Annotated in this window: 10 protein-coding genes; 4 read left to right on the forward strand and 6 right to left on the reverse strand. The window is 42.4% G+C overall.

The features are described 5' to 3' along the window. Nucleotides 1–207: 207 nt before the first annotated feature. The 6 genes from lpdA to ampD form a co-directional block, all read right to left on the reverse strand. Nucleotides 208–1638, reverse strand: coding sequence for a dihydrolipoyl dehydrogenase (lpdA, locus tag SFRI_RS19385; RefSeq protein WP_011639189.1), 1431 nt, complete (start codon nucleotides 1636–1638; stop codon nucleotides 208–210). A 199-nt stretch (nucleotides 1639–1837) separates the two neighbouring features. Then, a complete protein-coding gene (gene aceF / locus SFRI_RS19390) occupies nucleotides 1838–3835 on the reverse strand; it encodes a dihydrolipoyllysine-residue acetyltransferase (RefSeq protein ID WP_011639190.1) in 1998 nt (665 codons plus the stop codon). 11 nt (nucleotides 3836–3846) lie between these two features. Further along, a complete protein-coding gene (gene aceE / locus SFRI_RS19395; protein ID WP_011639191.1) occupies nucleotides 3847–6513 on the reverse strand; it encodes a pyruvate dehydrogenase (acetyl-transferring), homodimeric type in 2667 nt (888 codons plus the stop codon). A gap of 91 nt (nucleotides 6514–6604) precedes the next feature. Next, a complete protein-coding gene (gene pdhR / locus SFRI_RS19400) occupies nucleotides 6605–7357 on the reverse strand; it encodes a pyruvate dehydrogenase complex transcriptional repressor PdhR (RefSeq protein ID WP_011639192.1) in 753 nt (250 codons plus the stop codon). A gap of 298 nt (nucleotides 7358–7655) precedes the next feature. After that, nucleotides 7656–8507, reverse strand: coding sequence for a beta-lactamase regulator AmpE (ampE, locus tag SFRI_RS19405; protein WP_011639193.1), 852 nt, complete (start codon nucleotides 8505–8507; stop codon nucleotides 7656–7658). Nucleotides 8508–8632: 125 nt separating this feature from the next. Beyond that, nucleotides 8633–9187: a 1,6-anhydro-N-acetylmuramyl-L-alanine amidase AmpD gene (gene ampD / locus SFRI_RS19410; RefSeq protein ID WP_011639194.1), complete on the reverse strand. Its 555-nt coding sequence runs from the start codon at nucleotides 9185–9187 to the stop codon at nucleotides 8633–8635. A 419-nt stretch (nucleotides 9188–9606) separates the two neighbouring features. Between ampD and nadC the strand changes: the two genes are divergently transcribed. The 4 genes from nadC to SFRI_RS19430 all read left to right on the forward strand — a co-directional run bounded on the left by nadC (nucleotide 9607) and on the right by SFRI_RS19430 (nucleotide 15097). Next, nucleotides 9607–10485 carry a carboxylating nicotinate-nucleotide diphosphorylase gene (nadC, locus tag SFRI_RS19415; RefSeq protein ID WP_011639195.1) on the forward strand — a complete coding sequence of 293 codons (879 nt, stop codon included), beginning with the start codon at nucleotides 9607–9609 and terminating at the stop codon, nucleotides 10483–10485. Between the two features lie 999 nt (nucleotides 10486–11484). Then, nucleotides 11485–11931, forward strand: a complete 447-nt coding sequence (locus tag SFRI_RS21815) for a pilin (RefSeq protein WP_011639196.1) — start codon at nucleotides 11485–11487, stop codon at nucleotides 11929–11931. Between the two features lie 92 nt (nucleotides 11932–12023). Then, on the forward strand, nucleotides 12024–13730 hold the full coding sequence (gene pilB, locus SFRI_RS19425) for a type IV-A pilus assembly ATPase PilB (RefSeq protein ID WP_011639197.1): 1707 nt from the start codon (nucleotides 12024–12026) through the stop codon (nucleotides 13728–13730). 107 nt (nucleotides 13731–13837) lie between these two features. Next, a complete protein-coding gene (locus SFRI_RS19430; protein ID WP_011639198.1) occupies nucleotides 13838–15097 on the forward strand; it encodes a type II secretion system F family protein in 1260 nt (419 codons plus the stop codon). The last annotated feature ends 20 nt before the right edge of the window (nucleotides 15098–15117 follow it).

Below are 15117 nucleotides of genomic sequence, written 5' to 3' on the forward strand. Positions count from 1 at the left end.
CATTATTTTAATAGGAAAGTCACCCCCGAGCTAATCATAATTAGATTCACTTTCAATCAGACTAAATCGGCATGCTGCAAAATATCCCTATAACTGAATAGGGCTTACAAACAGTTATGATTAAGACTAGCCTAAAATATCAAAAAAAAGACAAAAAAAAGCATCCCGAAATGGAATGCTTTTTTAAGGCTATTTAGTTAGCGTAAATTACTTCTTCTTAACCGCTTTAGGGTTAGGTAAGTCAGTAATTGAACCTTCATACATTTCAGCAGCTAAACCGATTGATTCATATAAAGTCGGGTGAGCATGGATCGTTAATGCTAAATCTTCAGCATCACAACCCATCTCAATCGCTAGGCCAATTTCACCTAATAATTCGCCACCGTTAACACCAACAATAGCACCACCGATGATACGATGAGTTTCTTTGTCGAAAATTAACTTGGTCATGCCTTCGCTGCAGTCAGATGCAATTGCACGGCCGCTAGCAGCCCAAGGGAAAGTAGCTGTTTCATAAGCAACACCTTGCTCTTTTGCTTCTTTCTCAGTTAGACCCACCCATGCTACTTCTGGGTCAGTATAAGCAATTGAAGGAATCACTTTAGGGTCAAAGTAATGCTTCATACCCGCAATAACTTCAGCGGCAACATGACCTTCATGCACACCTTTATGAGCCAACATAGGTTGACCAACGATATCACCGATAGCATAAATGTGCGGAACGTTAGTACGTAACTGCTTATCAACATTGATAAAGCCGCGCTCATCAACATTAACACCGGCTTTTTCAGCAGCAAGAGACTTACCATTTGGTGAGCGACCAATTGCCACTAAAACAGCATCGTAACGAACAGGCTCAGCAGGTGCTTTCTTGCCTTCCATTGTTACGTAAATACCGTCGTCTTTTGCTTCAACTGCGGTCACTTTAGTTTCAAGAATAAGATTAAACTTCTTCTTGATTTGCTTAGTGAATACACGGACAACGTCTTTATCTGCAGCAGGAATAACTTGGTCAAACATTTCAACCACGTCAATTTCGCTTCCTAAAGATGAATACACAGTACCCATTTCTAGACCGATAATACCGCCACCCATTACTAATAACTTACCAGGAACTTCTTTCAGTTCAAGTGCATCAGTTGAGTCCCAAATACGTGGGTCTTCATGTGGAATAAATGGTAATTTAATTGGACGTGAACCGGCAGCAATAATCGCTTGTTCAAACTGAACAACGGTCACAGTGCCATCTTCTGCAGTGACTTCTAAGCTATTAGGACCAGTAAATTTACCAAAACCATTAACCACGTTAACTTTACGCATTTTAGACATTCCGCCTAATCCGCCCGTTAACTGGCTAATTACTTTGTTTTTAAAACCACGTAATTTGTCTAAATCAATCTTTGGCTCACCAAAAACAACACCATGGTCAGCAACAGCTTTGGCTTCTTCAATGACTTTTGCTACGTGCAATAGTGCTTTTGAAGGGATACAGCCAACATTCAGACACACACCACCAAGGGTACTGAAACGCTCAACAATTATGGTGTCTAAGCCTAAGTCAGCAGCACGAAACGCCGCAGAATAACCTGCTGGGCCTGCTCCTAGTACGACTACTTGAGTTTTGATTTCGTTGCTCATGATTTCCTCTAATCTTGTTCATTCCGTGTGAAAGACGGATCGGCCCAAATGTCGATGTCGCCAGCTTGAAACTTACGTTTCACTTCCAATTTCTTTCAATTGTGGACTAAAAAATTGGGATGGGCGCATTTTATACTCAAATCAATTTGTTTGAAACCGATCACAATAAAAAGGTCGCTCATATGAGCGACCTTTTGGGTTATAAAATCAATGTACGAATGTCTGATAGTATCGCAGACAAGGTCACACTAAAGCGTGCAGCCATTGCGCCATCAATAACGCGATGGTCATATGACAACGATAACGGCAACATTAATTTAGGTTCAAACTCTTTACCGTTCCACTTTGGCTTAATCTCAGATTTTGATACACCTAAAATCGCCACGTCTGGGTAGTTAACAATCGGCGTAAATGCCGTACCGCCAATGCCACCTAAACTTGAAATAGTAAAACAGCTACCTTGCATGTCAGCAGACTTAAGTTTACCGTCACGAGCACGGATAGAAATGTCAGTTAACTCACGCGACAATTCAACAATGCCTTTCTTATCAACGTCACGTACAACCGGAACCATTAGGCCGTTTGGTGTATCAACAGCAACACCAATGTGGAAGTACTTCTTCTGAATAAGCGACTCACCATCAGCACTCAAACTAGAGTTAAATACTGGGAACTCAGCTAATGCTTTGGCGACGGCTTTCATCATGAACACTAATGGAGTGATCTTGTAATCCGCTTTCTTCTTGGCAGCAAGGTCGTTCTGCTGCTTACGGAATGCTTCCATCTCAGTGATATCAGCTTCGTCAAACTGAGTAACATGTGGAATGGTTACCCAGTTGCGATGTAAGTTAGGACCAGATATTTTCTGGATACGGCTTAGTGGTATTTCTTCCACTTCACCAAACTTACTGAAATCAACTTTAGGCGCTGCAATTACGTTTAAGCCACCAGCACCACCAGAAACCGCTGTAGCAGCCGTTGCTTTAGGGCGTGATAATTCGTATTTCACAAACGCTTGCACATCTTCTTTCAAAATACGCGCTTTACGGCCAGTACCAGAAACCTTGGTTAAATCAACACCAAACTCACGCGCTAAGCGACGTACCGCAGGCGATGCATGAACAACGCCGGTTGACGCAGTAACAGCAGCACTTGGGTGAAACGGCACTGGTGGAGTTGATGGACGATTGGCAGCCATAGTTGGTGCGGCTGCCGCTGCAGCAGGCTCTGCTTGAGTCGGCTCTGCTTGAGTCGGCGCAGCTTGTGCCACTGGTGCTGAGCTAGCGGTTTCAATAGTCGCAATTAAGCTACCTTGAGACACTTTATCACCCACTTTAACCGTTAACGACACAAGTTTACCGGCAAATGGTGCTGGTACTTCCATTGTCGCTTTGTCTGTTTCAAGGGTAATTAACCCTTGATCTGCAGTGATTTCATCACCAACAGCAACCAGCACTTCGATAATATCAACATCATTGGCGTCGCCAATATCAGGCACATGAATTTCTTGTACTTGAGTTGTCGTTGCGGCTTGTGCTGCTGGAGCCTGAGCTGCTTGTGCTACCGGAGCGGCAGCTTGTGGCGCAGATGCAACAGGTGCTGAACCGGCTACTTCTAGCGTGATAACCAATGAACCTTCAGACACTTTGTCGCCAACGGCCACTGTCACTGATTTAACCACACCTGCTTTAGGTGATGGTACATCCATTGTTGCTTTGTCAGTTTCTAAGGTAATTAAACCCGTATCAACGTCAATGCTATCGCCAACAGCAACCAATACTTCGATGACAGACACATCAGTGTCGCCGCCGATATCAGGTACTTTAACTTCAATGACTTCTGAGCTACCAACACTTGGTGCGGCAACAGGCGTCACTGGTGCAGGAGCTGCAGCTTGTGCCACTGGCGCTTCAGCTTTAGGTGCTGGCGCAGCAGCTTCTGCTTTAGCCGGTGCAGCGTTAGCTGCACTCATCATAGCAATTAAGGTACCTTCAGAAACGGTATCACCGACAGCGATTTTTAATTCTGCTAACGTACCAGCAAAAGGTGCTGGAATGTCCATGGTCGCTTTATCACTTTCAACTGTAATGATTGATGCTTCTTTTTCAAGATAATCACCAACCGCAGCACAAATTTCAATAACCTGTACTGCATCAGTATCGATATTAGGAACCAAAACTTCTTTTAATTCAGCCATTTTGTATCCCCTTACGCGAACTGTGGGTTAATCTTGTCAGCATCAATACCATATTCAGCGATGGCTTTAGTCAACACATCAACAGGCATTTCATTACGCTCAACAAGAGACTTCAGTGCCGCAATAACAATAAACTTAGCATCTACTTCAAAGTGATGACGTAAGTTTGCGCGGCTATCGCTACGACCAAAACCATCAGTACCAAGTACTTTATAGTCTGTCGGTACGAAAGCACGTAATTGCTCGCCGTATATCTTCATATAGTCAGTCGCCACAATCGCTGGCGCGTCTGCAGATAATACTTGGCTAATATACGCTTGCTTAGGTTCAGCTGTTGGATGCAACATGTTCCAACGTTCAGCAGCTTGGCCGTCACGAGTTAACTCGTTAAAGCTAGTCACACTGAATACGTCAGCGCTTACGCCAAAGTCTTTTGCTAATGCTTGTGCTGCTTTACGCACTTCTTCAAGTATCGTACCGCAACCCATTAACTGCACTTTACCTTTACCACTACCGGCAACTGTTTCAAGCTTGTAAATACCTTTGACAATACCTTCTTCGGCACCGGCTGGCATTTCTGGCTGAACATAGTTTTCGTTCATTGTGGTTAGGTAGTAGAAGATATCTTCTTGATTTTCGCCATACATACGACGAATACCATCTTGCACTACAACCGCAATTTCATAACCGTAAGTTGGATCGTAAGAGATACAGTTTGGAATAGTATTAGCTAATACGTGGCTATGACCATCTTGATGCTGTAAACCTTCGCCGTTCAATGTTGTACGACCTGAAGTTCCACCTACTAAGAAACCACGTGCGCGCATGTCGCCAGCAGCCCATGCCATGTCACCAATACGTTGGAAACCGAACATAGAGTAGTAGATGTAAAACGGAATTGTTGGCATGTTATTGACTGAGTAGCTGGTTGCAGCTGATACCCAAGATGACATTGCGCCTAATTCGTTAATACCTTCTTGTAAAACCTGACCGGTTTTATCTTCACGGTAGTACGCCACTTGATCAGAATCTTGTGGAATATATTTTTGGCCTTCGTGAGCATAAATACCCACTTGACGGAATAAACCTTCCATACCAAAAGTACGTGCTTCATCAGGAATAATCGGCACAATACGCTTGCCAATACCTTTGTCTTTCAATAACGCAGTTAATACTCGGACAAACGCCATCGTTGACGAGATTTCACGGCCATTAGAGCCTTTTAAAATCGAATCAAAAATTTTCAATGAAGGAATTTCTAACTCTTCAGTGAATTTTTCACGGCGTTGCGGTAAATAACCTAATAATGCTTCACGGCGACTCTTTAAGTATTTCACTTCTTCAGAGTCTGGACCTGGATGATAGAAAGGCAAATCTTCTAGCTGGTCATCAGGGATCGGGATATTGAAACGATCGCGGAAGTAACGAATAGACTCAGCGCCCATCTTCTTCACGTTGTGAGCGATGTTTTTACCTTCGCCTGCATCACCTAAACCGTAACCTTTAACTGTTTTAGCTAAAATAACGGTTGGGCGACCTTTGGTTTTTTGTGCATGTTCAAGTGCAGCGTAAACTTTAACAGGATCATGACCACCACGGTTTAAACGCCAAATGTCATCATCTGACATGTTAGCAACCATTTCGGCAGTTTCTGGGTACTTACCAAAGAAATGCTCACGCGTGTACGCGCCGCCTTTGGCTTTACAGTTTTGGTATTCACCGTCTACGGTTTCTTCCATTAACTGCAATAATTTACCGCTAGTATCACGAGCCAATAACGGATCCCAATAGCGTCCCCAAATCACTTTAACCACTTCCCAGCCTGCGCCGCGGAATTCGCCTTCAAGTTCTTGGATAATTTTACCGTTACCACGAACAGGACCATCAAGACGCTGTAAGTTACAGTTAACGATAAATACTAAGTTATCTAATTCTTCACGTGCAGCTAAACCAATAGCACCTAATGCTTCTGGCTCATCACACTCACCGTCACCTAAGAAACAGTAAACAGTCTGCTTAGAGCAATCTTTTAAACCACGGTCAGTTAAATACTTCAAATAACGCGCTTGGTAAATCGCTTGAATAGGACCTAGACCCATCGATACCGTCGGGAACTGCCAGTAAGTAGGCATTAACTTAGGGTGTGGGTACGAAGAAAGACCTTTGCCATCAACTTCTTGACGGAAGTTGGCCATTTGGTCTTCAGTAATACGGCCTTCAAGGAACGAACGCGCATAAATACCGGGTGCGATATGGCCTTGGAAATACACCAAATCACCACCGTCATGCTCGTTAGGCGCACGGAAGAAATGGTTAAAACACACATCGTAAATTGTCGCACTAGACGCGAAACTTGAGATATGGCCACCAAGCTCTAAATCTTTCTTAGAACCGCGTAACACCATCGCCAATGCATTCCAGCGAATAATCGCCCGAATACGGCGTTCCATTTCTTGGTTGCCAGGCATGTTTGGCTCTTGGCCTGCTGGAATCGTGTTTAAATACGCAGTAGTCGCGTTATACGGTAAGTGAGTACCGTTACGGCGAGCTTTGTCGATTAATTTTTCGAGTAAAAAGTGTGCACGTTCAGGCCCTTCTTGCTCTAACACAGCTTGTAGAGCATCAACCCACTCTTGGGTTTCTGATGGGTCTAAATCTTGAAGCATATCTTCAGACATCTCGCAGTCCTTCTCTATATACGGATTATATTTCGGCTTTTTGCTGCTTGTTGACACAGCAAAAGTGTATTCTTATTCAAAGTGACAAGTGTTACACGCCGCTCTTTAAACGGCGCAAACTACGTTGCAACCGACTGTCTTCTTCTCTTACTGACAACATGACTTCTTCGATGTAGCTTAAATGCTCATTCGAAGCTTCACGTGCAGCGTCTGGGTCCCGGCGTATAATCGCAGCCAGTAACGCGCGTCTGTGATCATTTGCCATGGTGGAAGCTTCTTCGCGTATGCTTAAAAGCTCCAAATTTTGTGCGACATTTTTGTGCAGCACAGGGGTTAAACTTAATACTAAATGCAACATAGCAACATTGTGTGACGCCTCAGCAACCGCACGATAAAAACGTACAATGGCAGCAGCTTTGGCCTCAATATTCGTCGCAGCTTCTACTTCAATAATTCGTTTTTGAATATTCTGCATATCCGCATCGGTGCCGCGCAGCGCAGCATAATACGCCATCATGCCTTCTGTGGCGTGACGGAATTCGAGTAAGTCATACTGACTTTCTGAGTCGTTATGCATTAATTCAACGATAGGATCGGCAAGACTTTGCCACAGTTGTTCTTTAACATAGGTGCCACCGCCTTGACGACGCATGAGCAACCCTTTAGCTTCTAATTTTTGAATCGCTTCACGTAATGAAGGACGAGACACTTCAAATTGTACCGCGAGTTCGCGTTCAGGAGGTAGTTTCTGACCAGGCTGCAAACTGCCTTCAAGGATCATCCGCTCCAATTGCTCCATGATCACATCAGAAATTTTTGGCTGGTTAATCTTAATATAAGCCATGTAGCGCTCTGCTCCCTAAACAAGCAATTGTCAATTGGTCTTACCAATTAATATGAGAGAGCGCACTTTATCAAATCATACAAGCCATGTCTAGTTATCAGCATACCGACAAAAGAACACCGCTTTGTTTAAAACGCTCAAGCCCAGAGCATAACTGAAATTTATGCATAAGGGGTCAGACCATTTATCCGAAAAATCCTAGAAACTAGAGCGCTACGCTGCTAGAAGCTATAAAATCTCAGCAGCGAAGCTGTCCTAGCAGGACGTAGTCCGCCCTAGAAGCGCAGCGCACTAAAGTCTAGCTAACAAAACCAAAAATAGTTAATACAGAAACCATGGTTAGCAATAACACAAAATTACGCTTACTCAATGCCAGTAATGCCAAAGTAGATTGCACACTCAACGGCGCATTTCCTGCTTCAGGTAAAGACTCTGCGGCAACCGCAGTATGGGTCACTATTGTTTTAGCTTCAGTATTAACACTTAAACCATATTGTCTCCAAGCGCTTAACCCTTCACTAAACTGGCCACTTAACACATAACCAAAGCTAAACACCCGACTTGGTAGCCAATCAAATATCATCTGTAAACGATCTACCAATGGCATTTCAAGCTTATTCTTACTGTTGTACTCACTATAAAAACGTACCGTACAATATAAAATGGCACCAACAGGGCCTAAAAATATTAAATATAATGCCACCGCGCCGTAATAGCGGTAATTAATCCACGCCACCGTTTGGCCTACTTTGCGGCCTAAATCCTGTTCGTCCACGACATCCAAAGACTCTGTAGGATCCAACTCGCTAGCGTAACGATAACAAGCTTGTACATCGCCGCGACATGCCGCTTGAATATACTGCTTAAACACACTTCGTAATGTTTGGTGACTAAAACAAATAATCGATATCAACACCCAAAACAATAAGCTCAATAAATCAAAAAAAATGCCATCAAGCAGAAAACTGATTAACAGGACTAATAAGGCAGGTAACACGATTGCAATCACGACACCAACTTCGGATTTTAGCGACTGGCTATCCCAAAACTGCTTTTGGTAACGCGTCATCACACTATCGAACTGCCAACCACTCGGCAGAAGCTTCATACGCTCAACTAGAATTGCCACTAATAATGAAAATAACGCCATGAATATCCTTTTAACTTCTATTCAGTTGCTGCTGTCGCCATTAAAAAACAGTTCTTACGTGGGCGATAGCTACAAATGTTATCCAACAAATTCAATCCAACAACAACTATGTCCATAAGACTAGCCTAGGCAACGGCAATGGCTTGCTTATATCGAGACCAATCAAAACTAAAACCTGGGTCTGTTTTACGCCCTGGTGCAATATCACAATGGCCGACAATATTATTTACGTTAATCATAGGATACTGCGCCATTAACTCCAATGTTAACAGCATTAATTGATGATATTGCTCATCGGTATAACCACTACTATCGGTGCCTTCCAGCTCAATACCAATCGCAAAGTCGTTACAGCCCGTACGCCCGTTGAATTCAGAGATACCAGCATGCCATGCTCTATCATCACAGCTCACATACTGCACGACTTCACCATCGCGGCGAATTAAAAAATGCGCCGAGACTTGCAAGCCTGCCAACTCAGCAAAACTGTCGTCAGCCTCAGTATCTAAGCAGCCTTGAAAAAGTGCATCAATGTGCGGTAAGCCAAAACAACCCGCCGGTAAACTAATATTGTGGATCACCAACAAACTCACCTCATCTGTTGGCCGTGAATTAAAATGTGGCGAAATACACTTTCTAGCGCTGGCTAACCAGCCTTGTTTTAATAAGCCTTTTGGCATATCCATCCTTCTAAACATAACTAGATAACTTCAACAAGAGTGAAGAGATGAGATTGTAAGCCAAAATCAGAATGTTTGGCCTATTGGATATCAAACTTGTCATTCGCTTTGCTAACTAGGTGCGACCACTTATCACTCGTAATGTGAGTACTAAGCTTATTGTAAGTCAATGCAATACAGTTAGCGGAGCAAAGAATTATTTGATCACCACCTATTATCCCGAGTTAAGCATCTTTAACCATTCTCAATCTGAATTTAACAGCATAAAAGAGAAAAACCAACGCTGAAAATTGCCGACTGGATAGTGTCAGTATATAGCCAAGTTATGGTAATCTTTAACAAATGCTTTCTGTAACAAACACTCCGTTGAATGCAGATACTGTTTAGCCTTATCACACTCTTTAGCAAGGACTTTGCTTATGTTAGAAAACGACATCCGCCATGCAGTGCAAACAGCGCTTGATGAAGACTTAGGTCACACAGCCCATAATACCATTCACGATATGCTCAATGCTGATATTACCGCTCAGCTTATCCCAGCAGACAAACACGTTTCCGGTGCGTTAATCACCCGCGAAGATGGGGTTTTTTGCGGTAAAGCGTGGGCAGAGCAAGTATTTAATCAACTAGGCAGTGAAGTCGTGCTGCATTGGCATGTTGATGACGGTGATTTAATTGTAGCCAATCAATTGTTATGCGAACTATCTGGCCCAGCACGCGCGATTTTAACTGGCGAACGTACGGCAATGAACTTCATTCAAACCTTGTCAGGGGTAGCCAGCTTAACCAAACTGTACGTTAATAAACTTGCAGGTACTCATACTCAATTGCTCGATACCCGTAAAACTATTCCAGGTCTTCGCACGGCCCAAAAATATGCAGTAACCTGCGGTGGCGGCAAAAACCATCGCATTGGTTTATTCGATGCGTTCTTAATCAAAGAAAACCACATAATGGCTTGCGGCGGCATTTCAAAAGCCATTACAGCTGCACGCGCTTTAGATAGTAACAAGCCGGTAGAAGTCGAAGTAGAGTCACTTGAGGAGCTAACCCAAGCACTCGATGGCGGAGCCGATATCATTATGCTCGACAATTTCGACGTCACCATGATGGTCGATGCAGTGAGCCTTAATAATCGTTATAAAGATCAAGATAAAGGCGCTAAGTTAGAAGTTTCAGGTAATGTCACTTTAGACACCCTAGCCACCTTTGCACAAACTGGAGTTGATTATATTTCAGTAGGTGCCTTGACGAAGCATGTCAAAGCATTAGATTTATCTTTGAGATTAAAGGCTTAATACTTTTATTTGCTAGGTTCTAGAACGGACTGCGTCCAGCTAGGTCGCTGCGCTTCTAGAACCTAGGCTTTTAGCTCGTATCTCATCACTTGCCACAGCTTGCTATCTCTCGTCACCGTATGTCACCGCTTGCTACCAATATTTTATAGCATCTAACAGCGCAGCGTTCTAGAACCTAGGCCTTTTAGTTTTTACCCTGCGACAACGCTAAAGCAGAGATGTTGAAATAATTTGGGTATAAACCTGCCACATCGACCATCAAAAAAGCGCCAGCAAAATGGCGTTTGTTGCAGTATTGTCAAATAAAATCATCTACACACCTAACACGTCAAAAAACATATAGGGTATAATGTGCGGAAAATGTGAAAACAGAGCCTTTTTAGACATTTATTTTTAATTTGTATCATAAAACTATTCCTTTTCTAAGCCTTTTATACTAACGTTTAGCGTAGGCGAGTTGGCCTTTCGGCCATGTACTGCAATAATAAAGTTGTAAAAAACGTCTATGCTTTATCAATTGTGTAACATTGATTCAACGCTTTCTTATTGATATCGATATTACGAATTAATAAAACGAGCGTTTTACACTAGTATCGCAGCTCAGCCGAAATGCTATACTGACACAATAAAGTAAGTAGCTGGTTGTTATCCATTAATGACAGAATTCACAGTCAAATGGATAATAAACATAGCGATGGCTAAACTATAAAACGAGTGATACTGAATATGTTTCATAGGTTTAGTCCTCTAAAGCACATTTTAGAAAGAAAGAATTAACAAACCTTGTCATCATGGACACATAAAACTTTAATCATTGCACGCAATGGTGAAAGTAATATGCACAAGCGACGACATAAACGACATCGTGACAATTAATGTCACATATTTGTGTCTGTAAGGCGTTAGGCATATGGATTGCCATTTAGTACACTCAACTATAAACAAGTGTGCAAAATATCTAGGATTGAAACTGCCACAGCCTATTTTACGGAGAGAAAAATGAAAGGTATTAACCAAATCAAAAACGCTAAGGGTTTCACTCTTATCGAATTAATGATCGTAGTCGCGATCATCGGTATTTTAGCTGCAATCGCACTGCCTGCTTATCAAGACTTCACTAAACGTGGTCATGTTTCTGAAGGTTTAAGTTTAGCTGCTGGAGCAAAAGCTTCAGTGACAGAATATTACGCGACTCAAGGTGCATTTCCTACAACCAACGCACTTGCAGGGCTTGCTGCTGCTACGGATATTAAAGGTAATGCTGTAGTCAGTGTAACAGTTGGAGCTCTTGGACAAATCACAGTTTTGTTTAATGACAAAGTTTTAGCAACTTCTACATTAACTTTAACTCCATCACTTGCAGCAAATTCGACAGGAAGTATATCTTGGACATGTGCTGCTGGTACAGCAATGGAAGATGCTTGGATTCCATCAAACTGCCGTTAATATCGTTTTTATTTTAAAAGGCAGCATTTAGCTGCCTTTTTACTTTACATCATTCGAGATGTAGAATTATTTTATTTAAGTAGGTAATTTACATGTCATCAGCTGCCGTTCATTTAGGACTATCAACTTTATTTATCCGTAAAGGCCTCCTAAACGAAGAGCAAATATCAACTTCCATTTCCGAATCTCGAAAGCACAAACAATCCTTAGTCACGACATTAGTAAACTCCAAGTTCCTTTCTGCTCGCGAAATAGCTGAACTGTGCTATGAAGAGTATGGCACCCCATTACTTGATTTAAATGAATTTGATGTAACTGGTATCGCAGATGAGCTACTCAATAAAAAGCTCATAGAGAAACATAAATGCTTACCTCTCTTCAAGCGTGGTAATCGTCTTTACATCGCCACATCAGATCCAACCAATATTGCTGCTCTTGAGGATTTTCAATTTAGTCTAGGTCTCCATGCCGAAGCTATTTTGGTTGAAGATGACAAATTGCTAAAAGCGCTAGAAAAAATCATCGAAGATGATATCTCTGGTTTGGACTTAGCTGGCGCAGATGAAGAAGCCTTAGCCAATATGGAAGTGGCTGATACAGAAAGACGTGACGAACCAAGCGGAGATAGCAGTGACGATGCACCTATTGTAATCTATATTAATAAAATTCTCACCGATGCTATTCGTAAAGGCGCCTCTGATTTACATTTTGAGCCTTACGAAAAACGCTATCGTATCCGCTTTCGAATTGATGGTATCTTGCATGAAGTATCTGAACCACCAGTCAATCTATCCAACCGTATTTCAGCCCGCTTAAAAGTGATGTCGAAACTCGATATTGCTGAGCGTCGAGTTCCGCAAGATGGCCGCATTAAAATGAAGCTGTCGCGCACCAAATCAATCGATTTCCGTGTCAGTAGCTTGCCGACCATTTGGGGCGAGAAGATCGTGATGCGTATTTTGGATTCATCTTCCGCTCAGTTGGGGATTGAAAAGCTCGGTTATGAAGATGATCAACGCTTATTATACGAAGAAATGCTCGCTAAACCTCAAGGGATGATATTAGTCACTGGCCCTACGGGTTCAGGTAAAACAGTCTCCTTGTATACTGGCCTCAATATTCTTAATACCGAAGAGCGTAATATATCTACCGCAGAAGATCCGGTCGAAATTAACCTCGAAGGCGTTAACCAAGTACACATTAATTTAAAAGCTGGCCTAACTTTCGCTTCAGCGCTACGATCATTTTTACGTCAAGATCCTGATGTGGTGATGGTTGGTGAAATCCGCGATTTAGAAACTGCAGAGATCGCCATTAAAGCCGCCCAAACGGGTCACTTAGTGTTATCAACATTACATACCAATTCAGCCGCCGAAACCTTAACCCGTTTAATCAATATGGGTGTGCCAGGTTATAACATTGCTAGCTCAGTCAATTTAATTATAGCCCAACGACTTGCCAGGCGCCTATGCCCAGCATGTAAACATGAAGAAGAAATTCCTGTTGCTGAGATGCAGCGCTTAGGCTTCAGTGAAGCTAATATCGCCAAAGGTTTTACCGTATTCAAACCAATTGGTTGTGAGCTATGCTCAGGTGGTTATAAAGGCCGAGTGGGTATATACGAAGTGATGAAAATGAGCGATGAAATAGCGCGTACAATTATGGAAGGCGGTAACTCACTCCAAATTGCCACCCTTGCCAAGCAGCAAGGTATGCGCGATTTACGTCAATCAGGATTGCTCAAAGTCATTCACGGCGTGACTAGCATCGCGGAAATTAACCGTGTAACCAGCTTTTAATTCAGCTATAGTCAAATCAATTATAGTAAATCTACTATTTAATTGATTATTCTCTATTAACAATAATGGGTTAACGTGGTGCAGCGAAAAACAAAAGGATTGGCTAAATGGCCACAATAACAGCAAAGAAAAAGCCAAAGGCGAAAAAAAAAACCAAACACCAACCTAAGGTTTTTACTTACCAATGGAAGGGTGTTAATCGTGATGGTCAACGTACTTCTGGTGAGTTGAAAGGATCCACGATTGCTGAAATCCGTAGTGTGTTAAAAGCACAAGGTGTCACCCCTAAAGGGGTGCGTAAAAAGTCGGCGCCTTTATGGAAAACAGAAAAAAGTATTACCGCAATGGATATTGCGATGATTACCCGCCAAATAGCTACCATGCTTGCTGCTGGTGTCCCATTAGTCACAACTATTGAACTTCTTGGCCGTGGCCATGAAAAAGCTAAAGTCCGAGAATTACTGGGTACTATTTTATCCGATGTCCAATCAGGTATTCCACTTTCAGATGCACTAAGACCTCACCGACGATATTTTGATGATTTATATGTCGATTTAGTCGCTGCTGGCGAACATTCTGGCTCACTCGATGCCGTGTTTGATCGTATCGCAACTTATCGTGAAAAAGCTGAACAATTAAAATCTAAAATTAAAAAAGCGATGTTCTATCCTGCTGCTGTCGTAGTTGTAGCAATTGCTGTTACGTCGTTATTGTTGCTTTTTGTTGTGCCCCAATTTGAAGATATATTTAATGGCTTCGGTGCAGAATTACCGGCATTTACTCAAATGATTATTGGTATCTCGCGCTGGTTACAAAGCTCATGGTACTTCTTTGTAATAGCTATTGTTATCGGGATCTGGCTTTTTAGACGAACTCATCGTAATTCTCAAAGTTTTCGCGACCGAATTGACCAAATGGTACTGAAGATACCCGTGATTGGTGACATTCTTCACAAAGCGTCTATGTCGCGTTTTGCTCGAACCTTATCAACAACCTTTGCTGCAGGCGTACCATTAATTGATGGTTTAGAGTCTGCCGCGGGTGCTTCTGGTAACTATGTGTACCGTAAAGCACTATTAAAGGTTCGCCAAGAAGTGATGTCGGGTATGCAGATGAATGTTGCCATGCGCACCACTGGCTTATTTCCAGACATGCTGATTCAAATGGTGATGATTGGTGAAGAATCGGGTGGTTTGGATGAAATGCTTAATAAAGTGGCTAACATATACGAAATGCAAGTTGATGATGCGGTTGATGGTTTATCCAGTTTAATAGAACCCATCATGATGGTAGTCATTGGTACTCTGGTTGGAGGCCTTATTGTTGGTATGTATTTGCCTATTTTCGAAATGGGTAACGTTGTTTAGTTAATAACGAATAAGATTAA

This window comes from Shewanella frigidimarina NCIMB 400, assembly GCF_000014705.1.
GTDB classification, from domain to species: domain Bacteria; phylum Pseudomonadota; class Gammaproteobacteria; order Enterobacterales; family Shewanellaceae; genus Shewanella; species Shewanella frigidimarina.